Source organism: Duganella sacchari (assembly GCF_900143065.1).
Lineage (GTDB): Bacteria > Pseudomonadota > Gammaproteobacteria > Burkholderiales > Burkholderiaceae_D > Rugamonas > Rugamonas sacchari.
Map to the genome: position 1 here is coordinate 137,355 of NZ_FRCX01000010.1, position 26,466 is coordinate 163,820.

Sequence of the window (26,466 nt, forward strand, 5' to 3'; positions counted from 1 at the left end):
CGCTTAAAACCATCATGAATACACCACGTAAACGCATTGCCGTCATCGGCGCCGGGATTTCCGGCCTGGCTGCGGCCTACTTCCTGCAGCGCCGCCATGACGTAGTGCTGTTCGAGGCCGGCAGCTATCTTGGCGGCCATGCAAATACCGTGGACATCGAACTGGCAGGCCAGCGCTGTGCCGTCGACACCGGTTTTTTGGTCTACAACGAGAAAACCTATCCCAACCTGATCGCGCTGTTTGACGAACTGGGCGTCGACAGCATCGGCAGCGATATGTCGTTTGCCGTCTCCATGGACAACGGTGCGCTGGAGTGGGCTGGCACCAGTCTGGACACGGTGTTCGCCCAGCGCCGCCGCCTGGCATCGCCGTCCTTCTTGCGCATGCTGCGCGACATCCTGCATTTCAACCGCCATGCCGAGGCATTTCTGGCCGATTGCGCATCGGACGGCGCCACGCTGGGCCAGTTGCTGGCACGGCACGGTTACAGCACCATGTTCCGCGACGCCTATCTGCTGCCGATGGCGGCGGCGATCTGGTCCAGTTCACCACGTGACATCCTGGCCTTCCCGGCCGCGACGTTCCTGCGCTTCTGCCTGAACCACGCGCTGCTGCAGGTGAATGACCGGCCGCAGTGGCGCACCGTGCGCGGCGGCTCGCGTCAATACGTGCAGGCGATCGCCGCCACGCTGCCCGACTGCCGCCTCAACACGCCCGTCAGCGCGGTACGCCGCGGCGCCGGCCACGTCATGGTCAGCAGCAACGGCCGCGGCGAAGTGTTTGATGATGTCGTCTTCGCCACGCACGCGCCGACCACACTGTCGCTGCTGGTCGACGCCAGCGAACGCGAGCGCGCGATTCTCGGCGCCGTGCGCTATCAGCCCAATACCGCCTGGCTGCACACGGATGCCAAGCTACTGCCAAAACGGCGCAAGGTGTGGTCGGCCTGGAATTATCTGTCGTCACGGCAGACTGATGGCAGCCGCCCCGTCTGTGTCAGCTACTGGCTCAACCAGCTGCAAAGCCTGCCATTCAGCCAGCCCGTGGTGGTGACGCTGAACCCGCCCGTCGCACCGGCTGCCGATTCCGTCCTGGCGCGCTTCGAGTACGACCACCCGATCATGGACCAGCCGGCGATTGACGCCCAGCGCGCGCTGCCGGAGATCCAGGGTCTCGGCGGCGCTTGGTATGCCGGTGCCTGGAGCGGCTATGGCTTCCATGAAGACGGCCTGAAGTCTGCGCTGCGCATTGCCGCCGCATTTGACGCCGCCCCAGCGTGGACCACCCTGCCATGAAATCACCAGCGCCCGCCCAACTGGTCCATGCACGCGTGATGCATGCGCGCTTGCGGCCGGTGCTGCACCGTTTTGTCTATCCGGTGTTCTATGTGCGCCTGAATCTGGCGCAGCTGGAGCGATGCCAGTCGCGCTGGTTTGGCATCGACCGCCGCCGCCCACTGTCACTGCGCACGCGTGACTACGGCCCGCGCGACGGCAGCAGCCTGGAACACTGGATGCGCGCGCTGCTGGCTGAGCACGACATCGCGGCTAATGGCGAGATCTGGCTGCAGACCTTCCCGCGCGTATTGGGCCATGCGTTCAACCCCGTCAGCTTCTGGCATTGCCATGACCGCCAAGGCCGCCTGCGCGCCGTGCTGGCCGAGGTGAACAACACCTTCGGCGAAACCCACCGCTACCTGCTACAGGTGTCAAGCGAGGGCGCGGCCACGTGCATCAAGCAGATGCATGTGTCGCCGTTTTGCCAGCCAACCGGCCACTACCATTTCCGCTTCCATCTGACTGGCGCGCAGCCGCGTACCAGCCTCGATTACCACGATGACGACGGTCTGCTGATCCGCACCACGCTGTCCGGCCGCGCCGAGCCCATGCGCGACAGCGCGCTGGCCGCCGCCCTGCTGCGCTATCCGCTGCTGGGACTGGGCATCGTGTTCCGCATTCACTGGCAGGCCTTGCGGCTGTGGTTAAAGAAAGTGCCCTTTTTCCGCAAGCCGCCACGTTCCGCCACCAACATCACTGTCCACGAGGAGCCGCTCCGATGAACCGTACGCTGTCAACCGCCATCCAGACCGCGCCGCCCAGCGCGCGGCTATTCCTGACTTTGCTGGGCCGCATCAGCCAGGGACATCTGGAGCTGATCACGCCCGACCATACGCGCATGGTGTTTGGCGATGCCCATGCCAACCCCGGCGCCACGCTGGAGATCCACGACTGGCGCGCCTGCGCCTGCATCCTGCGCGCAGGCGACATCGGCCTCGGTGAAGCCTGGGGCGCGGGCTGGATCGACAGCCCGGACCTGGTCGCGCTGCTGCGGCTGGCCTTGCGCAATGAAGCGGCGCTCGAACCGGCGGTGTTCGGTGGCGTACTGGCACGCTGCTGGTACCGGGTGCGCCACTGGCTGCGGCCCAACACGCGCAATGGCAGCCGCCGCAACATCCACAGCCACTACGATATCGGCAACGACTTCTACCGCCTGTGGCTGGACCGCAGCTGGACCTATTCGGCGGCCATCTTTGATGGCGACTACGGCCTGCCGCTGGAGCAGGCACAGTCCCGCAAATACCAGCGCGTCATCAACACGCTGGGACTGCGGGCGGGCGACCGGGTGCTGGAGATCGGCTGCGGCTGGGGCGGTTTTGCCGAGCACGCGGCGCGCCAGGGCATCCATGTGCATGGGCTGACCATCTCGCCAGCGCAGCTGCAGGTCGCGCAGCAGCGCATCGCTGCTGCGGGCCTGGGCGCACTCGCGCAACTGGAGCTGCGCGACTACCGCGACATCCGTGGCAGCTACGACGCCGCGGTGTCGATTGAAATGTTCGAGGCGGTTGGCGAACGCTATTGGCCGCAGTATTTCGACACCGTGCAAGCGCGCCTTAAAGCCGGCGGCAAGGCACTGGTGCAGTCCATCACCATCGGTGAACGCCACTTCCCGCGCTACCGCAGCAGCACGGACTTCATCCAGCAATACATCTTCCCGGGCGGGATGCTGCCGAGCGTCGAGCGCTTCGAGCGCAGCGCCGCCCGCGCCGGCCTGCACAGCGAAGAACACTACGCCTTTGGCCCCGACTATGCAGAGACGCTGCGGCGCTGGCGCAGCGCCTACCACGCCGCGCGCGCACAAGTGACGGCGCAAGGTTTCGACGCCCATTTCATGCGTATCTGGGACCTGTATTTCGCTTATTGCGAAGCTGCTTTCGATGAGGGTCGTACCGATGTGGTCCAGTTCCTTCTCCATAAACGCTAGGCGCCGCCTGGTGCTGGGCGCGCTGCTCGCTGCCGCGACGGTGGCCAGCGCACCCAGCGTGGCCGCTGCCGACTGGCGCACGCAGCTGCCGCAAGCGCAAGCGGTGGGAGGCGGCGACCTGCGCTGGTTCGGCCTGCGCATCTACCACGCCACACTATGGTCGGCCAGCCGCCCATTCGACGCCGCGCAGCCCTTTGCTTTGCAGCTCAGCTACTACCGCAGCATCAGCCGCGAGCGCCTGGTCAGCACCAGCATGGAGGAAATCCGCCGCCTCAGTCCCGTGCCCATCGCGGCCGCCACGCTGGCGCGATGGGAAGCGCAGCTGTCCAACGCGTTCGTGGATGTGCGTGATGGCGATGAGCTGACCGGCGTCTACCTGCCCGGCAACGGCATGCGCCTGTACGACCGCCAGCGCCTGCTGGCAGAACTCAACGACGAAGCGCTGGCGCGCGCCTTCTTTGATATCTGGCTCAATCCGGACAGCCGTGACCCGACGCTGCGCCTACGCTTGCTGGGAACGCCGCCATGAGCAACGCCGCCTACGGCCTGCTGGGCGCACCACTGGCGATGGCGGCGCTGCCGCTGTTCGTCCAGCTGCCCGCCTACTACGCCACACATCTCGGCGTGGCGCTGGCGCCGCTCGGTGGCGTGCTATTTGCCGCACGCCTGATCGACATGCTGCAAGATCCGCTGCTCGGCCATCTGCTCGACCGCGCGCAGGCGCAGCAGCGGCGCTGGATGGCGCTCGGCGCCGCCGTCCTGGCACTGGCGTTTGCGGCGCTGTGGCTGCCGCCACAAGCTGGCGCACCGGGTGCTTGGCTGGCGTTGATGCTGGTCCTGGCCTACGGTGCGCACAGCCTGGTCAACATCGCGTATCTGGCATGGGGCGCACATTTGCCCCGCGCGCTGGGTGCGGTGGCCTGGCGCGAGGGCATGGGATTGGCCGGCATGCTGGCAGCCAGCCTGGTGCCAGCCGCAATACTTGCTGGCGACGCCGCGCAGGTACGTCCCCGCCTGGCCGTCTACAGCCTGGTCTATGCGCTGCTGCTCTTGCTGGCCATGCTGGTCCTGCTGCGCTACGCACCGCCCGCAGCATCCCGCACTGCACCGCAGGGCTGGCGCGACACCCTGCGCGAACTGACACGCAATCGTGCAGTGCGCGCCCTGCTGCTGCCCTACTTCCTGAACGCGCTGTCGGTCGCGGTACCCGCCACGCTGGCGCTGTTCTACATCGGCGACCAGCTAGGGGCACCACAGCAGGCGGGCGTGTTCCTGGCCTGCTATTTCGGCGCGGCTGCCTGCGGCTTGCCGGCATGGACAGCGCTGGCGCGCAAACTGGGACCGCTGCGCTGCTGGCGTCTGGGCATGCTGTTGTCGGTTGCCGGATTCTGCGGCGCCGCCCTGCTCGGGCCGGGCGACCTGCTGGCGTATGGCGCGGTCTGCATCGCAGCTGGTGCGGCACTGGGCGCCGACCTGGCGCTGCCGCCCGTGTTGCTGGGGCGCGCCTTGGGCGCGCATCTTGGCGCGGGCGCCGGATTCGGCATCTTCACACTGCTCGGCAAACTGGCGCTGGCACTGGCCGGCCTGTCGCTGCCGCTGCTGGCGTGGCTGGGCTATCAGCCGGGCCATGGCGGCGGCCCCAGCCTGACGCTGGCTTACGCGGTACTCCCCTGTTTTCTTAAATTGCTGGCTATTGCGGCCTCCAGGAGCACGACATGAAACGACAATGCATAGCCTTACTGGCAGCCCTGCTGGCCGGTTGCACCGGTCCCGACGTCCAGCACTACAAGTCGGTGACACCGGCGCTGGACCTGGCCGACTACTTCAACGGCACCACCGATGCCTGGGGCATGTTCCAGCGCAGGAATGGCGAGGTGGCCAAGCGCTTCCACGTCGAGATCACCGGCGTGAGTGAGCAGGACAAGCTGACGCTGGACGAACGCTTCCGCTACGACGACGGCAGCACCCAGCAACGCGTCTGGCATCTTGCGCGTAGTGCCGATGGCCTGTGGCGCGGCACGGCGGCCGACGTCAAGGGCGAGGCGCAAGGTGAAGTGGCGGGCAATGCGCTGCGCTGGCAGTACACGCTGCTGCTGCCGGTCGATGGCAGCACTTACGAAATGCAGTTTGACGACTGGATGTTCCTGATCGACCGCTGCACCATGATGAACCGCGCCAGCATGCGCAAGTTCGGCGTGGAGCTGGGCCAGGTAACCCTGACTTTCCGGAGGCGCGCATGCGTCCCCTGAACCATCCATTGCGCGACTGGGCCGGACTGCGGGTCTGGGTGATCGGCGCGTCCAGCGGCATTGGTGCGGCGCTGGCCGTGGAGGCACTGCTGGCGGGTGCGCGCGTGGCGTTGTCGGCGCGCCGTACCGAACGCCTGCAAGCCGTGGCCAGCGGCCATCCGCAAGCGCTGGTGGCGCCGTTCGATATCCTCGACGCACAGGCCTGGCATGCGCGCCATGAACAGATCTGCCAGCTGTTCGGCGGCATCGACCTGATTGTGTTCTGCGCAGCCGACTACCATCCCGAACGCAGCTGGGAAGTGAATGCCGAAGGCGCCGCCCGCACGCTGCAGACCAATCTGGGCAGCGTCTACACCGGCCTGTCGACGGTGCTGCCGGCCATGCTGGCGCGCGGCAGCGGCGGTATTGCCATCGTGGCCAGCGTGGCCGGCTACTTCGGCCTGCCCAATGCCAGCGTGTATGGTCCCAGCAAGGCAGCGCTCATCAATCTGGCGGAACTGCTGTATGTGGACCTGCGTCCGCGTGGCCTGAGCGTGTATCTGATTAATCCCGGCTTCGTGCAAACCTCGCTGACCGCCAAGAACGACTTCACCATGCCGGCGCTGCAAACACCGCAGGCAGCAGCGCGCGCGATCCGCCGCGGGCTGGCCTCGGGCCGCTTCGAAATCCACTTCCCGCGCCGCTTTACGCTGGCGCTCAAATTTTTGCGCTGGCTGCCCTACCGCCTGCGCTTCCCGCTGATATCACGACTGGTACACCCATGACCCAACTTGACGCACTGCTCGACTGGTACGCCACCATGACGCCGCAAAGCATCAGCCGCGCCGCCGAACTGTATGCTGCCGACGCCCACTTCCGTGATCCGTTCAACGATGTGCGCGGCGTCGCCGCCATCGAAACCATCATGCGCCACATGTTTGCGCACACGGACAACCCGCACTTCATCATCGGCGAGCGCATCGCACAAGGTGAGCAGGCCTTTGCCACGTGGACCTTTGTCTGCACGCTGCGTGGCCGCATCTACGAGATTGCAGGCGCCTCGCATTTCCGCTTTAACCACGAAGGCCAGGTGACACTGCACCGCGACTACTGGGATGCGGCCGAAGAGCTGCTGCAAAAGCTGCCGGTCGTCGGTGCGCCCATCCGCTGGCTGCGCCGCCGCTTTGCCGCAGTCCCGCCGCAACCATGACGACACTGCGCCTGATACTGGGCGACCAGCTCAACGGCCAGCACAGCTGGTACAGCAAGGTGCGCGACGATGTAGTGTACGTGATGATGGAAGTGCGCCAGGAGACTGACTACGTGCTGCACCATGCGCAGAAGATCATCGCCATCTTTGCCGCCATGCGCGACTTTGCCGCGCGCCTGCGCGCCAGCGGCCACGTGGTCCACTACCTGGCCATCGACGACCAAGACAATGTGCAGTCCTTGCCGGACAACCTGGACGCGCTGCTGGCCCGCTACCAGGCCAGTGCCTTCGAATGGCAGGCGCCCGATGAATGGCGGCTCGATGAACAGCTGCGCGCGTATGCAGCGGCGCTGGCAATTACCACCGGCATGGCCGATACCGAGCATTTCTACAGCGCGCGCGACGACGCTGCAGGTTTTTTCGGGCAGCGCGGCAGCTGGGTGATGGAGCACTTTTACCGCCACATGCGTCTGCGCCACCGCATCATGGTCAGCGAGACCGGCGCACCGGCGGGTGGCCAGTGGAACTTCGATCAGGACAACCGCGAGGCGTGGCCCGGCATGCCGTGGGAGCCAGCCGATCCCCGTCCCCGCCACGATCACAGCGCACTGTGGGCCGCCATTGAAGATGCGGGTGCGCGCAGCTTCGGCCAGCCGCAGGCCCGCGACTTCCGCTGGCCGCTGAACCAAGAGGAAGCGCTGGTGCAGCTGGAAGCGTTCGTCCAGCACGCGCTTCCCCATTTCGGCCGATTTCAGGACGCCATGAGCTACAAGGCCTGGCGCCTGTTCCATTCACTGCTGTCGTTTGCGATGAACGTGAAGCTGCTGTCGCCACGCACCGTGGTCCAGCGTGTCGAACAGGCCTGGCGCGACGGCCACGCGCCCATCGCCGCTGCCGAAGGCTACATCCGGCAAATCCTCGGCTGGCGGGAATACGTGCGTGGCGTGTACTGGTATCGCATGCCGGGCTATGTCGAGCTGAATGTGTTTGACCACCACACGCCGCTGCCGCACTGGTTCTGGGATGGGCAAACCCGCATGCGCTGTCTGGCCAGCGCCATCGGCCAGTCGCTGGAGCATGCGCACAGCCATCACATCAACCGGCTAATGGTGATCGGGAATTTTGCCCTGCTGGCCGGGATCTCGCCGCAAGCGCTGCACCAGTGGTACCTGGGCATTTACATCGATGCCTTCGAATGGGTGGAAGCGCCCAACACGCTGGGCATGAGCCAATATGCCGATGGCGGCCTGCTGGCCACCAAGCCATATATCTCCAGCGCCGCCTATATCGACCGCATGAGCGACTATTGCAAGGGCTGCCACTACGACAAGAAGCAGCGCGTCGGCGAGCGTGCCTGTCCGTATAACGCACTGTACTGGGATTTTTTGGAACGCAACCGCCCTCGCCTGGAGAGCAATCACCGCTTGCAGATGCCGTACAAGCAGTTGCAACGTTTCAGCGCGCAGGACCTGGCGGCGATCCGCGAACGTTCGCTCAGCCTGCGGTCCAACCTCAACGCAGCATAGCCAAGGTCCACCAGCCTGCGCCGGCGATCACCACATACGGCCAGGAACGCAGCGAGATTTTCCAGTCGGTGGTCGACGGCCAGCATGCCAGGAACTGCGGCGCGATGGCAAACGCCAGCGCTACATCGATCCATTGAAAGTGTAAACCGCTGCGGGTGCGCCACCAGGCCACCACAAACGGCAGCAGCACCACCAGAAACGGCGCCAGCGCCGACGGCGCCGCGTTATACCAGCGCACCCGCGTCAGCCGCACCGATCCCAGCTCCCAGCCCTGCCCGATGCGCCGGGGGATCACGGTAAATGCCGCCGGGCGCGCGCCCGTCAGCAAGCCGGCGACAAAGTGCGCCAGTTCATGACAGATCGTTCCCGCCAGGGTGAAGAGAAAAAAGAAGGGATGCCGCGCGGACAAGGCACGGATCAGCAGCGCCAGCAACAGCGACGGCGCCAGGTAAATCAGCAGGTCGCGGTGGTTGCAGAACCACGTGGGCGCGAGCACGCTACATTCAAACAGGCTGCTCATGCGGCATCCTCGCACGGACGCCGCAGGCAGTCAATCTCGCTCCCGCGCAGGCGGAAGCGAGACATCTTCTTACGCCGAGATGGCAGCGTTGAAGGTTGCGCTTGGACGCATCACCGCTTCGGTCTTGGCTGGATCTGGGTAGTAGTAACCACCGATATCCTTGGCCTGGCCTTGTACGCTGTTCAGCTCTTCAACGATCTTGGCTTCGTTTTCGGTCAGCGTCTTGGCCAGCGGCGCGAAGTGGGCTGCCAGGGCAGCATCTTCGGTCTGCGTTGCCAGCGCTTGCGCCCAGTACAGTGCCAGGTAGAAGTGGCTGCCACGGTTGTCCAGTTCACCGGTACGGCTCGATGGCGACTTGCTGTTGTCCAGCAGTTTGCCGGTCGCGACGTCCAGCGTCTTGGCCAGGATCTTGGCTTGGGCGTTGTTGTTCTTGATGCCCAGTTCTTCCAGCGACACGGCCAGCGCCAGGAATTCACCCAGCGAGTCCCAGCGCAGGTGGTTTTCTTCCACCAGCTGTTTCACGTGTTTAGGGGCCGAACCGCCAGCGCCGGTTTCGTACATGCCGCCACCCGCCATCAGCGGCACGATGGACAGCATCTTGGCCGAGGTGCCCAGTTCCAGAATCGGGAACAGGTCGGTCAGGTAGTCACGCAGGATGTTGCCGGTCACCGAGATGGTGTCCAGGCCGCGCGAGACACGCTCCAGGGTGTAACGCATGGCGCGGGTCTGCGACATGATGTGGATTTCCAGGCCCTTGGTGTCGTGATCCTTCAGGTAAGCCTGAACTTTCTTGATCACTTCCGCTTCGTGCGGACGGTAGGTGTCCAGCCAGAACACGGCAGGCATGCCGGAGTTGCGGGCGCGGGTCACGGCCAGCTTGACCCAGTCACGGATCGGTGCGTCCTTGACCTGGCACATACGCCAGATGTCGCCGGCTTCCACGGTCTGGGTCAGCAGCACTTCGCCGGTTTCCAGATCGGTGATGTTGGCGATGCCGCCTTCTGCGACCTCGAAGGTCTTGTCGTGCGAGCCGTATTCTTCGGCTTGCTGCGCCATCAGACCGACGTTAGGCACGGTGCCCATGGTGGTCGGGTCGAAGTTGCCATGCCATTTGCAGAAGTTGATCATCTCCTGGTAGATACGGGCAAAGGTCGACTCAGGCATGACGGCCTTGACGTCGGCGGTGCGGCCATCGGCGCCCCACATTTTGCCGCCGATGCGGATCATCGCTGGCATCGATGCGTCAACGATCACGTCGTTTGGCGAGTGGAAGTTGGTGATGCCTTTGGCCGAATCGACCATGGCCAGCTTCGGACGGTGTTCCAGGCAGGCGTGCAGGTCTTTCAGGATCTCGTCTTTCTGCGATGCTGGCAGCTTCTCGATCTTGTCGTACAGGTTGACCATGCCGTTGTTGACGTTCACGCCCAGTTCTTCAAACACCTTGGCGTGTTTTTCAAACGCTTCCTTGTAGAAGATACGCACGCAGTGACCGAACACGATCGGGTGCGACACCTTCATCATGGTGGCTTTCACGTGCAGCGAGAACATCACGCCGGTTTTGTAGGCGTCGTCGATTTCTTTCTCGTAGAACTCCAGCAGCGCTTTTTTGCTCATGAACATGGAGTCGATGATCTCGCCGGCTTGCAACGCGACCTTCGGTTTCAGCACGATGGTTTTACCCGACGGGGTAATCAGTTCCATCTTGACGTTGCGGGCCTTGTCCAGGGTCATGGACTTTTCGCCGTGGTAGAAGTCACCAGCGTGCATGTGCGACACGTGGGTGCGCGATGCCTGGCTCCACTCGCCCATCGAATGCGGGTGCTTGCGTGCGTAGTCCTTCACCGCCTTTGGTGCGCGGCGATCGGAGTTACCTTCGCGCAGCACAGGGTTCACGGCCGAGCCGGTGCACTTGCTGTAGCGCGCTTTCAGGGCTTTTTCTTCGTCGGTCTTTGGATCTTCCGGGAAGTCCGGCAGCTTGTAGCCCTTGCCTTGCAGTTCGCGGATGGCCGCTTGCAGCTGGGCTACCGAGGCCGAAATGTTCGGCAGCTTGATGATGTTGGCTTCCGGCTTCAGGGTCAGTGCGCCCAGTTCGGCCAGGTTATTCGGTACTTTTTGCTCGTCGGTCAGGAACTCTGGGAACTCGGCCAACACGCGTGCAGCAACGGAGATGTCGCTGGAAACGACGTCGACGCCAGCCGGTGCAGTGAACTTCTTGATGATAGGCAGCAGGGAATACGTTGCCAGCAGTGGGGCTTCGTCGGTCAGCGTGTAGATGATTTTTGAATTTTGTGTTGCCATGTTCATTCCCTCATAAACGATCGGTGCTTGGAGTTAATTCCGCCCGTTATTTTAAACTGTCCCACACCGGTTTGTGCAAAAGATGCCACAGTCTCGATAGGGCCCCTTGTCATCATACAACTTTCCTGCGTACCAATACGTAGAGTGTGCTTTCAAATCAACAAGTTAAACGTTTATTCGCAAAATAGCAGTAGATAACCAGTTGTATGACGTCTGATATCTAAGCTATAGTCATCGGACTAAAAGCAAGGAGACCGTATGACCACGCAACCCACTCAGGCCAGCCGTGTACGCTGGCTGATCCTGGCAGTCCTGTTCGCTGTCACCACCATCAACTACGCTGACCGCGCCACCATTGCCATTGCCGGCCCCGAACTGAAGAAATTGCTGGGACTGTCGCCGGTGCAAATGGGCTTTGTGTTCTCGGCCTTTGCGTGGTCATATGTGTTGGCACAATTGCCAGGCGGCTGGCTGCTCGACCGCTTTGGTTCAAAAATCACCTATTTCTTCAGTATATTCCTTTGGTCGTTATTCACCATGTTAATGGGGAGCGTGGGCTTCTTTACCGGCGCCACGGCGGTAGCGGCGTTGTTTATTCTGCGCCTGCTGATCGGCGCGGCGGAAGCGCCCTCCTTCCCGGGCAACTCGCGCATCGCCTCCTCGTGGTTCCCCACCAATGAACGCGGCACGGCGGCCGCCATCTTCAACTCGGCCCAGTATTTTGCGACCGTGCTGTTCGCACCCATCATGGGCTGGCTGGTGCACAGCTTCGGCTGGGAAAGCGTGTTCTTCGTCATGGGCGGCCTCGGCGTGATCATGGCCTTCATCTGGCTCAAGACCATTTACGGCCCCAAAGACCACCCGCGCGCCAACGCAGCCGAAGTCGCCTATATTGCAGCGGGCGGCGCACTGGTCGACCTGGAGAGCAAGGACAAGGCAGCGGCCACCACCAAGCTCGATACCTGGTCCTGCATCAAGCAGCTGCTAGGCAACCGCATGCTGCTGGGCGTGTATATCGGCCAGTACTGCATCAACACCCTGACCTATTTCTTCCTGACCTGGTTCCCCGTGTATCTGGTCACCGAACGCCATATGACGATCCTGAAGGCTGGCTTTGTGGCCGCGCTGCCCGCCGTGGCAGGCTTCCTCGGCGGCGTGCTGGGCGGCGTGATTTCGGACCGCATGATCAAGTCGGGCAAATCGCTGTCGGTGGCGCGCAAGACGCCCATCGTGTGCGGCATGCTGCTGTCAACCTGCATGATCGTGGCCAATTATGTGGAGGCAGACTGGGTCGTGATCCTGGTGATGTCGCTGGCCTTCTTCGGCAAAGGCATCGGTGCACTGGGCTGGGCGGTGGTGGCCGACACCTCGCCGAAAGAAGCCGGCGGCATGAGCGGCGCGCTGTTCAACACGTTCGGCAATACGGCCGGCATCACCACGCCGATAGTGATTGGCTACATCCTGGAGCAGACCGGTTCCTTCGCCGGTGCGCTGGTATTCGTCGGCGCCAACGCGCTGGTGACCATCCTGTGCTACCTGCTGATGGTGGGCGAGATCAAGCGTTTCGAGTTCAAAACGCCGGTGATGCGCAGGATCGAAGAGGACCGCGCAGCAGCTTAATCGCACAAGGCGGCCAACTTCGGGTAAATTGTCGGCTTACAATTTACCTTTCCAAAATATTATGCCTCCACGGCCACGGTTTGCCTTCTCTTTGCGGTATGTACTGATTATGCTGACCGCACTCGGACTGCTGCCGCTGGCGCTGCTAGGCGGCTGGAGTTTGCACGCGGCCGGCGACTATAAGGAGCGCGAACAGGAGCGCTGGATGCTGGACCTGGCGCGCGCCCTGTCCAGTGCAGCTGATGCGGAACTGGATGGCACTGTCGCCACGCTGACCACGCTGGGCAGCACCCCTGCCCTGCAAAACGGCGACCTGCCCGCGCTCTACGCCGCTGCCAGCACGCTCGCCAGGGCGCAGCCGGACTGGCTGGGCGTGATCCTCACCGACGATAGCGGCAAGATTCTGTTCCGCACCATGGACAGCTACGGCGCACCGCAAACCGCCGCGCCCGCCGATCCGGATAGCCTCAACCAGGTGTTGTCCACCCACCAGCCGGTGGCCGGCCGCATCGCCCGTGGCCCACGTGGCCGTGCGGCGTTCCCGGTGCGGGTCCCCATCACCGACGCCAAAGGCAAGCTCTATACCCTGACCGCCGTGATTCTGCCGGACCGCATGGTGCGCCTGATCGAACGCCAGCAGGTGCCCACCGACGCCATCATCGCCATCCGCGATGGCGCCCGCGCCACAGTGGCGCGCTCCCGCGACCAGAAAGGCCGGGTAGCCGATGCGCCAAGCAAGTCGCTGGTGGAACTCATGCGCGCCGGTCCGGAAGGCATCGGCACCGCCGTCACGACCGAAGGCCAGCAAGTCGCTACCGCCTACACCACCTTGTCGCGCTATGGCTGGGCAGTGATTGTCGGCCGTCCCACTGACAAGCTGCGCGCGGCGGCGTTTGAGCGCATGGGCGTTTATGGCATCGGCATTGCCTTGTCGCTGCTGGGCTGCTTCTTACTGGCGTCGCTGCTGGCTAACCGGATTGTGCGGACCATCGAAGCGCTGCAGCAAGGCGCCGCCGCACTCGGCTCGGGCGCGCCGCTGACACTGGCGCCATCGTCCATCATCGAGATTGAGAACATCGGCAAAGCGCTGGAACAGGCCGAGCATCAGCGCAACGCGCAGGAACGCGAGCGCGCGCAGTTGCTGGATTCGCTGAACCGGGCGCTGGCCAGCCATCAGACCGCGCTGGCCGACGCGCGTGAAGCTGGCCGCGCGAAAGACGAATTTCTCGCGGTGCTGGGCCATGAGCTGCGTAATCCGCTCAGCCCCATCGTCACCTCGCTGGACCTGATGGACTTCCGCGATGAGCCGGGCAACCGCCGTGAACGCGGTGTGATGCGGCGCCAGGTACAGCATCTGCGCCGCCTGGTGGATGATTTGCTGGACGTCTCGCGCATCACCTCAGGCAAGCTGCAGATCGACGCCACGCCCGTCAACCTGGCTGACGTGGTGCGGCATGCGGTCACCACCTCCTCTGGCCAGCAAATCAGCATGTCGACGCCTGCTGCGGTATGGGTGATGGGCGATGGCAGCCGTCTGACACAGGTACTCAACAACCTGCTGTCGAACGCGGAGCGTTTTGGCAGCAGCGCCACGCAAGTCACGCTCACTGTTGATGCCACCCACGCGCGGCTGGTGGTCAGCGATAACGGCATCGGCATGAGCGAAGAGTTGATGGCACGCGTGTTTGAACCGTTCCAGCAAGCGCCGCAATCTCTCGCACGCCGCACTGGCGGTCTGGGTCTGGGACTGGCCATCGTGCGCAAAATCGTTGAGCTGCACCATGGTGAGGTCACCGTCTACAGCGCGGGCGCCGGCACAGGCAGCCGCTTTGAAGTCACATTGCCGCTGTCCGCAGCGCCCGCGCCGGAACCCTGCGCCATCGCCGCGCCGCATGTCGAAGGGCTGCAACTGCTGCTGGTTGATGACAATGTGGACGCCGCCGGCGCCGGCGCCGCTTTGCTGGAACTGCTGGGACATGAGGTGCGCGTCGCCCACAATGCAGCCGAAGCGCTGGACGCGGTGCGGCAGAAAATGCCGCAGGTGGCGATCCTGGATATCGGCCTGCCCGACATGGACGGCTACGCCCTGGCTGCGGCCATCCGCCATCAGGCTGGCGATACGCCTCTGCGGTTGGTCGCGCTGACCGGCTATGGCCAGAAAGAAGACATCACGCGCGCCTACGAAGCGGACTTCGACCTGCACCTGACCAAGCCCGCCACCGTGGCCGACCTGCAGCGCGCTACAGCGCCGCTGACGTAGCCCTCACCGCGTCAAGGCTGCTGGCGCGCGCAAAGCCATGATGCTGGAGGATCTCCACCAGCTCTTCCGGCGGGCTGCCGAGACGCAGGTTTTCGGCGATCCAGCCATGCCAGTCCGGCGTGACCTCGCGCGCCTCGTCGTCCAGCGTGATGCCGGTGATGATCTTGGCCAGCAGCGCGTTGATGCGGTAGGTGTCGATCAGGTGCTGCACCACGGGATGGCCAGAATACGGGAACGGATACAGCGTGCAGTTACCTGCGGCCGCGAGACGATGGGCATGCATGGCGTCCAGGTTGACGGATTCAGTGGCCTGGTCCAGATCCGGCTTGGTGCCGAATACGATGTGCATGTCCGGCAGCGCGCCGGCTTTGCTGCGCGCCAGCGCTTGCAGATCATAATAGCCGGATGCCGGTGGCCGCGCCGCCAGGTCGCGCATCACTTTCAGCCAGCGGCGTTCGTGATACAGCAGGGCGTGCTGCGGGTCGAGCAGGGAGAGCGGGCCGAAAGCAATCACCTGCTGCACCTCCAGCAACAGGCCATACATCAAGGCGCCGTAAGCGCCCATGGACTGGCCGATGGTGACCACCTTGCTGGGCCGGATGGCATCGATCAGCGCCCGCAGGCTCTGCGCGGTTTCATCGGGATGCTCACCCAGTCCGGCAATCGTGCGGTGATACCAGCTGTTGCCGGAATCGCGCACCAGCACCTTGTTGATGTGCCGCCCGCTGTTCTGCTCCAGCTTTTTCAGGCGTCCGTAAAAATCGAAATCGGGCCGCTTGTCCCATGAGACGAAGCCGAAGGCAATCACCAGCAGCTCGCCGGGAATGACTTTATCGACCAGCACATCTTCTGTGCTGGTCTTTACGCGCCGGTTATCCAGCGAAGGAATATCGGTGATGGCCAGGGTCATGCACCCTAGCCTACCTTACTGTGGAGTCAACGTCCACCAGTTGATGTTCCAACCGCCCACCCGCACAAAAATCGCTAGATCCTGCTGCCCCGCAGTCAAATAAACCGTCCCCGTGATGGTAGTCCAGTTCTGCCAGCCGCCCGTATTGGGCACCGTCAGCGCAGCGAGGTCGGTGGCGTTTTTGCTGAGCACCAGCTGGCCGCCGGTGTACGGACTGGCGACGCGGAACTGCAAGTTGTACCAGCCGGTCTTCGGCACGTTGACTGGATAGGTCATCCAGTCATTGTTATCGGTATTGCCGACATTGAAGCCGCCGCCCGCGTCGGTAGTGGTCTCCATGCGCATGCCGTTGTGACTGGAGAACATCTCCGCCTCGATGCGCTGGCCGGCCTCCGCCTTCCAGTTCATCCAGTAGGCGATGCTTTCGTTGCGCACCAGCGGCTGTGTGGCGAAATTGCGGAAGTAGTTTTCAATCGCCGCGTTGGTGGCGCTGCCGACATCCAGCGCGCCAAAGGTGCCGCCGTTGCTGCTGTTGGTGACCATGCCCCAGCCCCAGGAACTGGTATCGCCATTCGAGCCGCCGTAGCTGACTGTCTTGTAGGCCCAGTTGGTCGCGGCCCAGCCGTACATATTGTAGATGTCGTAGGTCTTGCGCGTGATCTGGCCGCCGTAGCTGCCGGTCAGCGTCCATGGCTGGAATTCACCGATCAGGAACGGCGTATTCAATGCCGTCAACTTGGCGTTCCAGTCGCAGCTTTCACCGGTGCCGTTGACATTGCAGTGCAGCCAGTTGGCATGCATATTCGCCTGTGCCGTGGCGCCTTGCACTTCGTTCCATCCCCACAGGCCGGGATAGAAGTGCATCCAGAACGCCACGTTGGTGAGGCCGCGCGTGTTCGGATTGCCATACGCGTCAATGCCGGAGTTATGACCCGGCAGCAGGATCACGTGGTTGGGATCCTTGGCGCGCACCACGTTGAACAGCTCATAGGCGCGGTTGGCCAGCGTGGTGGCATCCGTGCCCCACGGCTCGTTGAGCAGGTCGTATGCCGCAATCGATGTGCGGTTTTTGTAGCGGCTGGCGATCATGTCCCACAGCCACTTGGTACGGTCCCAGTAGGTGCTGTTGGTCCACATCTGCGCCGCGCCGACGCAGCCATCATGCTGCTCACTGGCGGCGGCCTGGCCGCCCGCTGCGCCGTGCAGATCCAGGATCACATACATGCCGCGCTTTTCGGCTTCGTTGATGGCGAAGTCCAGATACTTCCAGGCGTCGGCGCGCAGCGTGTACGGGTGGGCATCGTCTTCCACCAGGCTATACAGGAACGGCACGCGCACCACGTTCATGCCCATGCCTTTCATCAGGTCGAAGTCGCGGCTGGTGATCCAGCTGTCGCGGAACACCGACAGCAGGCGCTCTTTTTCAGCCGCGCCAAAACGGCCGGTCAGCGCGGTCTCCAGCGTGCACTGGTCGCCAATGCCGGCGCCATTGTTAGAGAGATTGGTGTTCATCATCCACATCTCCAGCGCCAGCCAGTTACCGGTGTTCACGCCGCGCAGATTGACGCGGTTGCCGGAAGTATCGACCCAGTACTTGCCGTTCTGGCGGATGCCGGGCAGCGTGACGCCGGTCGCTTCCGGCGTGAAGTTGATCCAGTTGAGATTGAAGCCGCCGGCCTTGGCCTGCAGCGTGAGGTTCTGCGTACCGGCCTGCAGGAACACGTGGGAATTGACGGTGGCCCAGCTTTGCCAGCCGCCGGTGGCGCCGATATTGGCGGTCTCGCTGATGGTCTTGCCGTTCTGCGCCAGCACCACCTGCCCGCCGCCGTTGAGTGAAGCCACGCGGTACTGCACGGTGTACCAGCCGGCGTTGGCCACGTTGACGCTATAGGTCATGCTGTCGTTGGCGTCGATCCAGCCGACATCGCTGCCTCCGCCGGTGTCGGTGGTGGTTTCCAGCGCCACGCCGCTCATGCTGGTATAGCTTTCCGCTTCGACCTTGCCCGGTAAAGCGCTTTGCGCGTACACCGCACTGGCGGCGGCCAATCCCGCCACCGCCACCATCCATCTGATGCAATGCTGCAGTTTCGTCTCCATACGGTCTCCTTGATTATTTTAGTGAAGAACCCTGAGTGCGAACTGGAAGCGCTTCCATGTCACAGTGGAAACGCTTCCATGCTGGCAAGAAAACTATAGCATCGGGATTTCTGGCGCGTCAATCGCCGCAGGCGTGCGGCGATCGGGCGTGTGGCGGATCAGTGGATTTCGCTATAGAAGCAACGGCCGCAGGCCTGGCGGTAGCTTTCGTTGCCGCCAATGCTGATCTGCTCGCCTTCTTTGATGCGCTTGCCGTTTTCGTCGACGCGGATGTTCATGGTCGCCTTCTTGCCGCAAGTGCAGATGTTTTTGATTTCTTCGATATCGTCGGCCAGCGCCAGCAGATACGCCGAGCCGGGGAACGGTTCGCCCAGGAAGTCCGACCGCAGGCCGTAAGTGATGACCGGGATGCCGCGCACCTGCGCCAGCTGGTGCAGCTGCTTGACCTGCTCCTTGAGCAGGAACTGCGCCTCGTCGACCAGCACGCAGGCGATCTTGTGTTCGATGGTTTGCAGGAAATCCGTGTTCGCATCGAACACCTCGGTTTCACGCTGCGGCCCCAGACGCGAGGTGACCTTGCCCACGCCGTAGCGGCTATCGATAGCGGCGGTGAACAGCCGAACCTGCTGTCCCTGCTCTTCGTAGTTATGCGCCACCTGCAGCATGGCGGTGGATTTGCCTGCGTTCATCGCAGAGTATCGGAAATAGAGTTTTGCCACGTTGTTCTAAGAAATAATTTTTATAGCCGCCATTATAGCGGCCAGATTACAACGTCCAGGACTGAATCATCCGATGCAGCACTGCCATGCGCGCGGCCAGTTGATCCGGCATGCTGGTGCAGCCTGCCCATGCCAGATGTTCACGCACATAACGGCCAGCGATGGCTACCTTCTCACCGCTCAGATGCCTGAGCCTGTTTTTGTCCAACTTGAAATACCGGTCCCGAATGGTGAGTGGCAGGTAGGACTCCATCGTGTAGGCATCCGTCACCCAGGCACACTCGGTAGTGCCATGTGCAGCAAGAAGCTCGTCGAGAATGCGTTTTTTGGCCGAGCGCGGCGACACGCATAGCAGGTCACCTGCGGCGTCCGTTGTAAAGTCGTCGTCCCGGTCCATCACAATCATCAGCTTGCGATTGATGCTGAGCAATTCAATGAAATCACCGGTATCGCACAAGCTCGCATGGCTCAGCAACGCACCGCCATACAATGCAAACGCATAATCCACATGTTCCTGATACTGCACCAGACCATGAGTTTCACAATACAGCGTCAACCAGTGCTTGATGTAGATGCGGTCAGACGGCCCCTCTATCCAGATGATGCCATTACTCTGAGAGATATCCGCCCCCCTGATCCCCAGCGCATCCAGCACCCGGCCTGCCGATTGCCAGTTAAGCAGCCGATGGGCATTCGCCTCAAACAGCGACACGTCAGCTTGCCAGGCATTACGCTGCTGAAAAACCGGAGAATGGGTGGCGATAAAGAGCTGCAGGCCCCGCTCCGCAGTGATGCGCTCCACCTCCTTCACAAGATAGCGCTGAAGGCGCGGGTGCAGATGAACCTCGGGCTCTTCAACCAGGCAAATGGCCCCGGCTGGCACGGCGCCAAGCCAAGCGAACAAGTCTGCAATTTGCCGCCATCCGCTCGGCAAAGTGGACCAGTGTATATGGTTGCTCTGGCGGCTGTCGTCGGATAACAGGACACCGAGGCGGCCGTTATCGTGCTGATAGAACGGCTTGGCCAGCATGCCTTCGGACGCCTGTCCGCTAAGATGAAAGAATTCGTCCAGCTGTTCATTCTCCGACCAGACGCCGGGCAGATGAAGCGCCGCCTGATTCAGCGCCTCGATCATCGCGCGCTCTTCCTGAATTGCAGCGGACGGCCAGGAGCACACCTGGCAGCCAAACCGTGCAAACTGCGCCGTCAACTCCTGCTCCGATATATCATCCAGCCGCAGCTTGCTCACATTGCGATTGAACGAACACCTCGTGCCATCCTGGTAGCGGCAGAGCAGGTTCAACCACTGCGCATTCAACGCCTCATGGTTGGTCGTCGAGACATTTGCGGCCGAAGGCATGTCATCCGCCGGATGGCTGCGCGCTTGCCCGATCAAGCTGGCCCCGTCAGCAAACGCGAATTCAAATGCGGTCAGCCCCTTGGCCTCCAGGTTTTCACGCGGCAGCGTGACCAGGATGGCTGGCTGAGCCAACATGCGCACCATATCCAGCAAAGTTGTCTTACCACCACCATTCACCCCGATGACGATGTTGATGTCCTTGAATTCATACCACGTGCGTTGAGCGCGCCACGCCAGCAGTTGGTGTTCGTCCCAAGAAGCAAACGCGTTGAGGCGGCGTATCCCACAGAACGCCATGGCCTTGATGTGCATATTCGTTTCCTTTCGGCCTGAGCTACTATTCCATTGCCGATACTATAGCTGCAGGTCTTTGAAAAAAAGAGCATACTTGCCAGAAATACACTTTGGAGATCGTATGCGTAGCCCTGCTTTATTTTCTTTAATCGGCAACACGCCACTGGCCGAGATTACCCGTCTCGATACCGGCGTCTGCCAGCTGTTCCTTAAACTGGAATCGCAAAACCCAGGTGGCTCCATCAAGGACCGTATCGGTCTGGCGATGATTGAAGCTGCCGAGGCCGAAGGCCTGCTCAAGCCGGGCGGCACCATCATTGAGGCGACCGCCGGCAATACTGGCCTGGGCCTGGCGCTGGTCGGGCGCCTGAAAGGCTACCGCGTGCTGCTGGTGGTACCGGACAAGATGTCGACGGAAAAAGTGCTGCACCTGAAAGCGCTGGGCGCCGAGGTGCGCACCACCCGCTCCGACGTGGGCAAAGGCCATCCCGAGTACTACCAGGACTATGCGGCGCGGCTGGCTGCCGAGATGCCGGGCGCATGGTACTCGGACCAGTTCAATAATCTCGCCAATCCGCTGGCGCACGAAACCACCACCGGCCCGGAAATCTGGGAACAGATGGCGCACAACGTCGATGCCATCGTGGTCGGCGTCGGTTCCTCCGGCACGCTGACCGGCTTGACCAACTACTTCCGCAAGGTGGCGCCGCACGTGGAATTTATTCTGGCCGACCCCGCAGGCTCGATCCTGGCGGAATACATCGACACCGGCCGCGTCTCGGAAACCAGCGGTTCGTGGGCGGTCGAAGGCATCGGTGAAGACTTCATCCCGTCCATCGCCGACATGACCGCCGTGCGCAAGGCCTACACCATTGAGGACGTGGAGAGCTTTGCCACCGCGCGCGCACTGCTGAAAGAGGAAGGCATCCCCGGCGGCTCGTCCACCGGCACCCTGCTGGCCGCCGCGCTGCGCTACTGCCGCGAACAGACCACGCCCAAACGCGTGGTCAGCTTTGTGTGCGACACCGGCACGCGCTACCTGTCCAAGGTCTACAATGACGGCTGGATGCGCGACCAGGGGCTGCTGGAACGCCGCAAGCACAACGACCTGCGCGACCTGATCGGCCGCCGCTTCGACGCCGGTGAAGTCATCAGCGTCACGCCGGAAGATACGCTGATGATCGCCTTCAACCGCATGCGCGCCGCCGATGTGGCGCAGCTGCCGGTGATCGACAAGGGCCAGCTGGTTGGCATCGTCGATGAATCCGATTTACTGCTGTCCGTCGGCGCCGATGCGGAGCGCTTCAACCACGCCGTCGGCACCACCATGACCAAGCGCCTGGAGATCCTGCCGCCCACCGCCGACATGCACGCGCTGCGCGATGTGCTGGACCGCGGCCTGACCGCCGTGGTGGCCGAAGGCGAAAACTTCTACGGGCTGATTACCCGCTACGACCTGCTTAACCATCTGAGAAGGACCTTATCTTGAACGACAAAAAAGCCGCACTGGCCACGCGCGTGATCCACGCCGGCCAATCGCCCGACCCATCGACCGGCGCCATCATGCCGCCGATTTACGCCACCTCCACCTTTGTGCAGGAAAGCCCCGGCGTACACAAAGGCCTGGACTACGGGCGTTCGCACAACCCGACGCGCTGGGCGCTGGAGCGCTGCGTGGCCGATCTGGAAAGCGGCTCGCAGGCCTTCGCCTTTGCTTCCGGCCTGGCCGCGATATCGACGGTGCTGGAACTGGCCGATGCCGGCTCGCACATCATCGCCGGCGACGATATGTATGGCGGCACCTACCGCCTGTTTGAACGCGTGCGCCGCCGCAGCGCCGGCCATGACTTTACCTACGTCGACCTGACCAATCCTGAAAACCTGCTGGCCGCCATCAAGCCGGAAACCAAAATGGTGTGGGTCGAAACGCCGACCAATCCCATGCTCAAGCTGGCGGATTTGCAGGCCATCGGCAAAATCTGCCGTGAGCGCGGCATCATCGCCATCGCGGATAACACCTTCGCCAGCCCCATCGTGCAGCGCCCGCTGGAACAGGGTTTCGACATTGTCGTCCACTCGGCAACCAAGTATCTGAACGGTCACTCGGACATCATCGGCGGTATCGCGGTGGTCGGCGGCGAGCCGCATCAGCAGGCATGGCGCGAGCAGCTGGCCTTTTTGCAGAACTCCGTGGGCGCCATCGCGGGGCCGTTCGACAGCTTCCTGGCGCTGCGCGGCGTGAAGACGCTGGCCATCCGCATGGAACGCCACTGCGCCAGCGCGCTGGAACTGGCACGCTGGCTGGAGCAGCAGAAGGAAGTGCGCAAGGTGTTTTACCCTGGCCTGGAATCGCACCCGCAGCACGCGCTGGCCAAACGGCAGATGCAGGGCTTCGGCGGCATCATCTCGATTGACCTCAATACGGATCTTCCCGGTGCGCGCCGCTTCCTCGAGTCATGCAAGGTGTTCGCACTGGCCGAAAGCCTGGGCGGCGTCGAAAGCCTGATCGAGCATCCGGCCCTGATGACCCACGCCTCGATACCGGCCGCCCAGCGTGCAGTGTTGGGTATAGGCGACGGTCTGATACGGCTGTCGGTGGGAATTGAAGATATAGAGGATCTAAAGGCCGATATTCGCCGTTCGCTGGATGCTATTTAGCTGCTAATATCCAGCGCATGGAATTTTTACTCATTATTGTCGGCGTGCTGGTGCTGGGCTTCGCCTATTCGATCATCGTTGCCAGCGCCAAACCGGTGGTTGGCAGCGATTATTACAAGGTGTCGAAAGACGGACGGGTGCTGCTGGCCGCAGGCAAGAAGGTCAGCGCACTCAAGCCCACGCTGTATCCTGAAGGCTTGAAAGTCAAGCTGCGCGGCGGCACGCGGACCGGCGAATTCTATGTGCACGATCTAGTGGCGGAAGTCTATCTGCCGAATCCAAACAAGCTGCCCGCCATCCGCCACCGCGATGGCAACGTCCGCAATAACAAGGTAGAAAACCTGCAATGGGTGAAAGTGACCGAAGTCGAACACCCGGAGCAGGCTGAATTCCCACAGCCCTGATTATTTGCCGAGTTATTCGCCCGGGTGGTAGCGTCGTTCCAGGTTCTTCTCGACGTCCTGCTTGTAGAACAGAACATCCTTGAATTCCCCACGCGCGTACATCGCGGCCTGGTCGTAGAAATGCGGCGAGGCCGGATTGCCGCTCTGCCCTCCCGCCAGGATGCTGCGCGCCTTGATGCGCGGCCCAAACTCCACCGCCGCAACAAAGCTGTTGCCACGCTCGCCGTAGATACGCTTGGTCGTCTGCTTGCTGGTCGTGCCATAGGCGGCCAGCGAACCCCAGTTAGCCGAGGCAAAAGGCACCGGCAAGCTTGGTTTGCTGTCGTCGAAGGGCTGCACGATGTCACCGGTTAAACGTTGGAAGCGGTTGATCTCGCCCCATGGCGTTTGCCAGTTGCCGAAGTCTGTGGTCAGCTTGTCCCTGGCATGCTCTAGTGCTTCGAGCCGCTGCTGCGGCGTGAGGGCCGCCTGCAGGTAATCCAGCACCTGCACTTCCCTGGCCTTGGCGGCCGGCTGGTAGGTGGTCCACAAATCCTGCGCCCAGTAGATCGCCAGCGAGGTTGCGGTCGACGCCAGCGAATAGCGCATGTCCCAGCCACGCAGTGCGGCGATCTGTGGCGCCAGCGAGGACTTGCGCGCATCATCGGCAGGCAGTTCGTCGTATGCTGCAAACAGCTGCGGCAGCAATGGCTCGAAGGCTGGCAGCTGGGTGTCGTAGGCTGCCGCGATCAGACTGTCGATGGTGAAGTTCTTTTTGTTTTCCAGTACGCGCACGGCGTGGATGCCACGCGGGTTCTCGGGATTCATCGACATATAGCCCGGATAGTCCTTTACCTTCGGGCTGTATGAGCCAGCGGCGGTGTAGGGCCAGTTATTGGTGTTCTGGATCCAGCCGTTCTTTGGATTGAACAGCGTGATGGTTTCCTTGACCTCGTGCAGGCCATGCCACTCCGTCGCCGGGTCGCTGCCATCCACCGGATGTTTCCAGTCAAAGCGCGGATCGCGGCGTGGGATGAAATTCCCGTGGAAGTAAGCGATGTTGCCGTCCGCGTCAGCGTACACGGTGTTGTTGGAGGAATTAGTGCGCAGCTCCATCGACTTGTAGAAGGCCTTGTAGTTGCGTGCCTTGGTGCGGATAAAGGACTGCGTCAGCGCCTTCAACGGCTCATTCATCAAACGCACGGCGATCCATTTGCCATCCCTGGCGCGTACAATCGGTCCGTGGTGGCTGTAATAGACACGCACCGTTTTGCTGGCCATGCCGTCGCTGGTCTTGTACGGTAGCGCGATATCGACCGCCTCCAGCGGGCGTTGCTCGCTGCCGTACTGGTAGTAGAACCGGCCGTCTCTTTCGATGATGGTTTCGAGGTATTCGTCAATGACATCGCCGCCGCCGGAGGTGTGCATCCACCCCACGCGGTCATTAAAGCCCTGATAGACAAAGAACTGGCCCCAGGTCACGGCGCCATATGCATTAAGGCCCTCTTCACTGTGTACCTGAATTTCAGGCCGGAAGTAGAACGAGGTATGTGGATTAATCATGAGCAGCGCGCGGCCATTTTTGGTCAGCGCTGGCGCGATGGCAAAACCGTTGGAGCCGCCCGGTTCCTTGTCCAGGTCCACACCGTCGCTGGACGACATCAGCACCGGCGGCATCAAGGGCGCCTTGGCACCGTTGGCGTAGAGCTCTTGCAGCTGCTTGATGTCGATGGTTTCAATATCGCCGCCGATACTGCCCTCGCTGAAGCTGAGCGCCATCCACGGCTCGAACCTGGTGAGCAGCGCAGGCTTCACATCGGGATGCGTTTGCAGGTAGTAGTTCAGGCCATCGGCCCAGGCGTTCATCAGTTTCTGCAGCCACGCGGGGGCGATGGCGTACTGGCGTTTGAGCTCATCGGGATTGATGAACAGCTTCATGCGCAGGTCACGATACAGTGCGGCCTCGCCCTCCACTTCCGCCAGGCGGCCCATGGCGTTGATGAAGTTGAGTTCCACACGATGGAAGTCATCTTCCGCCTGCGCGTAGACCATGCCAAACACCGCATCGGCATCGGTCTTGCCATAGATGTGGGGAATACCCCACTTGTCGCGCAATATCGTCACGCGTTGCGCGGCAGCTTTCAGGCGTGCCGCTTCGCTCGCAGGCGCCTTGGGAGCCGCTGCAGGCGCTGCAACCGCCGCGCTGATTGAAACAAAACATATCAAGGCAAACGGGGTATGCAGTCGCTGCATGGACTAGGACTCCAGTGATTTATCAGGCGCTGACCAACTCGGAAATACGGCGTTGCAAGGCGGTGATTTCTTCCAGCAGCGCGGCGTTCTTCTCGCGCAGGGCGATGTTTTCAGCACGCAGCTCGGCGACATCACTTGGCACATCGCCGTAATCGACGGTGGATGCTGGCCGGCCTTCTTTCGGCTCCTTCTGCGGACGCGAGGCGGCACGCAATTCACGCACTTCCTTGGCGGCTTTTTGCAGCTCCTTCTTGCCGCCGGCGACCGCCGCCAGTTGCTGTTCCGGCGACAGCGACGCTACGTTGGCAGCGGCATTGATCGAAATGGTGCCGGTGCGTACAGCTTCCACCAGCTCGGGCGCTGCCGTTTTCTGAATCTTTTCGATCTGGCCGATGGTGGCCGTGCTCAGGCGCGCTGCGCGGGCGATGTCCTCGCGTGACGCCAATGGCATGGCAGCCGGTTTCTTGGCCGGCGCGTCTTCACCTTCCGGCGGTGCAATCTTGGCGTCCTCGGCGGCAGCTTCTGCGGCCAGTTCCAGCGCGCGGGCCGTCATGATCTCTTTTTTGCGCAGCGCCAGCACGCCGCGCTGGTAGTCCGAAATGCTGCGGCGACCGAGGTTGTTATCGATCATCCACAGTTTGACGTCTTCCATGGTCTTGAAACTGGTGTTCTCCGTTACCTTGAACGGGATGCCGTGCTCCTGGCAGATCTGGTAGCGGTTGTGGCCATCCACCAGCACATCTTCCCACAGCACCAGCGCGTCGCGGCAACCTTCCGTCAGAAGGCTGCGCTCCAGCGCCTGGTATTCGCTTTCGGTCAGCGGCTCGATGTAAGCGCGCAGTACGTCATTGATTTTGATTTGCATATCT

At 62.3% G+C, this 26,466-nt stretch carries 22 protein-coding genes; 14 read left to right on the top strand and 8 right to left on the bottom strand.

Annotation, left to right across the window (positions count from 1 at the left end; all coding sequences use genetic code 11):
- The first annotated feature begins 14 nt into the window (after positions 1 to 14).
- The 9 genes from BUA36_RS21805 to BUA36_RS21845 are packed head-to-tail and all read left to right on the top strand — an operon-like array spanning position 15 to position 8,225.
- Positions 15 to 1,295 (top strand): NAD(P)/FAD-dependent oxidoreductase, encoded by a 1,281-nt coding sequence (locus tag BUA36_RS21805; protein ID WP_072787431.1) that lies wholly within the window; start codon positions 15 to 17, stop codon positions 1,293 to 1,295.
- Positions 1,292 to 2,059, top strand: coding sequence for a DUF1365 domain-containing protein (locus BUA36_RS21810; protein WP_072787432.1), 768 nt, complete (start codon positions 1,292 to 1,294; stop codon positions 2,057 to 2,059). Before BUA36_RS21805 ends, BUA36_RS21810 begins: the two co-directional genes overlap by 4 nt.
- On the top strand, positions 2,056 to 3,261 hold the full coding sequence (locus BUA36_RS21815) for an SAM-dependent methyltransferase (RefSeq protein ID WP_072787433.1): 1,206 nt from the start codon (positions 2,056 to 2,058) through the stop codon (positions 3,259 to 3,261). The genes BUA36_RS21810 and BUA36_RS21815 overlap by 4 nt, the downstream gene beginning before the upstream one ends.
- Positions 3,230 to 3,790 (top strand): chalcone isomerase family protein, encoded by a 561-nt coding sequence (locus BUA36_RS21820; RefSeq protein WP_072787434.1) that lies wholly within the window; start codon positions 3,230 to 3,232, stop codon positions 3,788 to 3,790. The genes BUA36_RS21815 and BUA36_RS21820 overlap by 32 nt, the downstream gene beginning before the upstream one ends.
- Entirely contained in the window at positions 3,787 to 4,980 is a 1,194-nt protein-coding gene (locus BUA36_RS21825) for an MFS transporter (protein ID WP_072787435.1), read from the top strand. The genes BUA36_RS21820 and BUA36_RS21825 overlap by 4 nt, the downstream gene beginning before the upstream one ends.
- A complete protein-coding gene (locus BUA36_RS21830; protein WP_072787436.1) occupies positions 4,977 to 5,510 on the top strand; it encodes a DUF3833 domain-containing protein in 534 nt (177 codons plus the stop codon). Before BUA36_RS21825 ends, BUA36_RS21830 begins: the two co-directional genes overlap by 4 nt.
- Positions 5,498 to 6,274 carry an SDR family NAD(P)-dependent oxidoreductase gene (locus BUA36_RS21835; protein WP_084560279.1) on the top strand — a complete coding sequence of 259 codons (777 nt, stop codon included), beginning with the start codon at positions 5,498 to 5,500 and terminating at the stop codon, positions 6,272 to 6,274. The genes BUA36_RS21830 and BUA36_RS21835 overlap by 13 nt, the downstream gene beginning before the upstream one ends.
- Positions 6,271 to 6,699, top strand: a complete 429-nt coding sequence (locus BUA36_RS21840; RefSeq protein WP_072787438.1) for a nuclear transport factor 2 family protein — start codon at positions 6,271 to 6,273, stop codon at positions 6,697 to 6,699. Before BUA36_RS21835 ends, BUA36_RS21840 begins: the two co-directional genes overlap by 4 nt.
- Positions 6,696 to 8,225 carry a cryptochrome/photolyase family protein gene (locus BUA36_RS21845; RefSeq protein WP_072787439.1) on the top strand — a complete coding sequence of 510 codons (1,530 nt, stop codon included), beginning with the start codon at positions 6,696 to 6,698 and terminating at the stop codon, positions 8,223 to 8,225. Before BUA36_RS21840 ends, BUA36_RS21845 begins: the two co-directional genes overlap by 4 nt.
- Here the strand turns inward: BUA36_RS21845 and BUA36_RS21850 are convergent.
- Together BUA36_RS21850 and BUA36_RS21855 are read right to left on the bottom strand one after the other, a co-directional pair.
- Positions 8,212 to 8,745, bottom strand: coding sequence for a hypothetical protein (locus BUA36_RS21850; RefSeq protein WP_072787440.1), 534 nt, complete (start codon positions 8,743 to 8,745; stop codon positions 8,212 to 8,214). The genes BUA36_RS21845 and BUA36_RS21850 overlap by 14 nt on opposite strands.
- A 69-nt stretch (positions 8,746 to 8,814) precedes the next feature.
- Complete coding sequence (locus tag BUA36_RS21855; protein WP_072787553.1) at positions 8,815 to 11,043, bottom strand: NADP-dependent isocitrate dehydrogenase; 2,229 nt, start codon at positions 11,041 to 11,043, stop codon at positions 8,815 to 8,817.
- A 258-nt stretch (positions 11,044 to 11,301) separates the two neighbouring features.
- On the opposite strand from BUA36_RS21855, the gene BUA36_RS21860 reads away from it, so the two are divergent.
- Positions 11,302 to 12,663, top strand: coding sequence for an MFS transporter (locus tag BUA36_RS21860; RefSeq protein ID WP_072787441.1), 1,362 nt, complete (start codon positions 11,302 to 11,304; stop codon positions 12,661 to 12,663).
- Positions 12,664 to 12,772: 109 nt separating this feature from the next.
- Positions 12,773 to 14,923: a hybrid sensor histidine kinase/response regulator gene (locus BUA36_RS21865; RefSeq protein WP_229255779.1), complete on the top strand. Its 2,151-nt coding sequence runs from the start codon at positions 12,773 to 12,775 to the stop codon at positions 14,921 to 14,923.
- On the opposite strand, the gene BUA36_RS21870 is transcribed toward BUA36_RS21865, so the two are convergent.
- From BUA36_RS21870 to BUA36_RS21885, 4 genes are all read right to left on the bottom strand, one after another.
- Entirely contained in the window at positions 14,904 to 15,833 is a 930-nt protein-coding gene (locus BUA36_RS21870; protein ID WP_072787443.1) for an alpha/beta hydrolase, read from the bottom strand. The two genes, BUA36_RS21865 and BUA36_RS21870, sit on opposite strands and share 20 nt — an antisense overlap.
- A 15-nt stretch (positions 15,834 to 15,848) precedes the next feature.
- Entirely contained in the window at positions 15,849 to 17,930 is a 2,082-nt protein-coding gene (locus tag BUA36_RS21875) for a carbohydrate-binding protein (RefSeq protein ID WP_229255780.1), read from the bottom strand.
- Positions 17,931 to 18,088: 158 nt separating this feature from the next.
- Positions 18,089 to 18,649, bottom strand: a complete 561-nt coding sequence (locus tag BUA36_RS21880) for a thymidine kinase (protein WP_072787444.1) — start codon at positions 18,647 to 18,649, stop codon at positions 18,089 to 18,091.
- A gap of 46 nt (positions 18,650 to 18,695) precedes the next feature.
- Positions 18,696 to 20,321: an ATP-dependent nuclease gene (locus BUA36_RS21885; RefSeq protein ID WP_072787445.1), complete on the bottom strand. Its 1,626-nt coding sequence runs from the start codon at positions 20,319 to 20,321 to the stop codon at positions 18,696 to 18,698.
- A gap of 103 nt (positions 20,322 to 20,424) precedes the next feature.
- On the opposite strand from BUA36_RS21885, the gene BUA36_RS21890 reads away from it, so the two are divergent.
- From BUA36_RS21890 to BUA36_RS21900, 3 genes are read left to right on the top strand one after another with little or no spacing between them, the layout of a single operon-like run.
- Entirely contained in the window at positions 20,425 to 21,792 is a 1,368-nt protein-coding gene (locus tag BUA36_RS21890; protein WP_072787446.1) for a pyridoxal-phosphate dependent enzyme, read from the top strand.
- The gene (locus BUA36_RS21895) at positions 21,789 to 22,961 is read left to right on the top strand and encodes a trans-sulfuration enzyme family protein (RefSeq protein ID WP_072787447.1); all 1,173 of its coding nucleotides are present in this window, start codon (positions 21,789 to 21,791) and stop codon (positions 22,959 to 22,961) included. Before BUA36_RS21890 ends, BUA36_RS21895 begins: the two co-directional genes overlap by 4 nt.
- Before the next feature lie 17 nt (positions 22,962 to 22,978).
- The gene (locus tag BUA36_RS21900; protein ID WP_072787448.1) at positions 22,979 to 23,365 is read left to right on the top strand and encodes an HNH endonuclease family protein; all 387 of its coding nucleotides are present in this window, start codon (positions 22,979 to 22,981) and stop codon (positions 23,363 to 23,365) included.
- A 12-nt stretch (positions 23,366 to 23,377) separates the two neighbouring features.
- Here the strand turns inward: BUA36_RS21900 and BUA36_RS21905 are convergent, their stop codons facing one another.
- Together BUA36_RS21905 and BUA36_RS21910 are read right to left on the bottom strand one after the other, a co-directional pair.
- Complete coding sequence (locus BUA36_RS21905; RefSeq protein ID WP_072787449.1) at positions 23,378 to 25,597, bottom strand: acylase; 2,220 nt, start codon at positions 25,595 to 25,597, stop codon at positions 23,378 to 23,380.
- Positions 25,598 to 25,619: 22 nt separating this feature from the next.
- The gene (locus tag BUA36_RS21910; RefSeq protein WP_072787450.1) at positions 25,620 to 26,462 is read right to left on the bottom strand and encodes a hypothetical protein; all 843 of its coding nucleotides are present in this window, start codon (positions 26,460 to 26,462) and stop codon (positions 25,620 to 25,622) included.
- Positions 26,463 to 26,466: the final 4 nt, after the last annotated feature.

What these genes read in the sequence shown, in the direction of transcription:
- BUA36_RS21805 (WP_072787431.1), top strand. Translation starts at nt 15, where the DNA reads ATGAATACACCACGTAAACGCATTGCCGTCATCGGCGCCGGGATTTCC.
- BUA36_RS21810 (WP_072787432.1), top strand. Translation starts at nt 1,292, where the DNA reads ATGAAATCACCAGCGCCCGCCCAACTGGTCCATGCACGCGTGATGCAT.
- BUA36_RS21815 (WP_072787433.1), top strand. Translation starts at nt 2,056, where the DNA reads ATGAACCGTACGCTGTCAACCGCCATCCAGACCGCGCCGCCCAGCGCG.
- BUA36_RS21820 (WP_072787434.1), top strand. Translation starts at nt 3,230, where the DNA reads ATGTGGTCCAGTTCCTTCTCCATAAACGCTAGGCGCCGCCTGGTGCTG.
- BUA36_RS21825 (WP_072787435.1), top strand. Translation starts at nt 3,787, where the DNA reads ATGAGCAACGCCGCCTACGGCCTGCTGGGCGCACCACTGGCGATGGCG.
- BUA36_RS21830 (WP_072787436.1), top strand. Translation starts at nt 4,977, where the DNA reads ATGAAACGACAATGCATAGCCTTACTGGCAGCCCTGCTGGCCGGTTGC.
- BUA36_RS21835 (WP_084560279.1), top strand. Translation starts at nt 5,498, where the DNA reads ATGCGTCCCCTGAACCATCCATTGCGCGACTGGGCCGGACTGCGGGTC.
- BUA36_RS21840 (WP_072787438.1), top strand. Translation starts at nt 6,271, where the DNA reads ATGACCCAACTTGACGCACTGCTCGACTGGTACGCCACCATGACGCCG.
- BUA36_RS21845 (WP_072787439.1), top strand. Translation starts at nt 6,696, where the DNA reads ATGACGACACTGCGCCTGATACTGGGCGACCAGCTCAACGGCCAGCAC.
- BUA36_RS21850 (WP_072787440.1), bottom strand. Translation starts at nt 8,745, where the DNA reads ATGAGCAGCCTGTTTGAATGTAGCGTGCTCGCGCCCACGTGGTTCTGC.
- BUA36_RS21855 (WP_072787553.1), bottom strand. Translation starts at nt 11,043, where the DNA reads ATGGCAACACAAAATTCAAAAATCATCTACACGCTGACCGACGAAGCC.
- BUA36_RS21860 (WP_072787441.1), top strand. Translation starts at nt 11,302, where the DNA reads ATGACCACGCAACCCACTCAGGCCAGCCGTGTACGCTGGCTGATCCTG.
- BUA36_RS21865 (WP_229255779.1), top strand. Translation starts at nt 12,773, where the DNA reads ATGCTGACCGCACTCGGACTGCTGCCGCTGGCGCTGCTAGGCGGCTGG.
- BUA36_RS21870 (WP_072787443.1), bottom strand. Translation starts at nt 15,833, where the DNA reads ATGACCCTGGCCATCACCGATATTCCTTCGCTGGATAACCGGCGCGTA.
- BUA36_RS21875 (WP_229255780.1), bottom strand. Translation starts at nt 17,930, where the DNA reads ATGGAGACGAAACTGCAGCATTGCATCAGATGGATGGTGGCGGTGGCG.
- BUA36_RS21885 (WP_072787445.1), bottom strand. Translation starts at nt 20,321, where the DNA reads ATGCACATCAAGGCCATGGCGTTCTGTGGGATACGCCGCCTCAACGCG.
- BUA36_RS21890 (WP_072787446.1), top strand. Translation starts at nt 20,425, where the DNA reads ATGCGTAGCCCTGCTTTATTTTCTTTAATCGGCAACACGCCACTGGCC.
- BUA36_RS21900 (WP_072787448.1), top strand. Translation starts at nt 22,979, where the DNA reads ATGGAATTTTTACTCATTATTGTCGGCGTGCTGGTGCTGGGCTTCGCC.
- BUA36_RS21905 (WP_072787449.1), bottom strand. Translation starts at nt 25,597, where the DNA reads ATGCAGCGACTGCATACCCCGTTTGCCTTGATATGTTTTGTTTCAATC.
- BUA36_RS21910 (WP_072787450.1), bottom strand. Translation starts at nt 26,462, where the DNA reads ATGCAAATCAAAATCAATGACGTACTGCGCGCTTACATCGAGCCGCTG.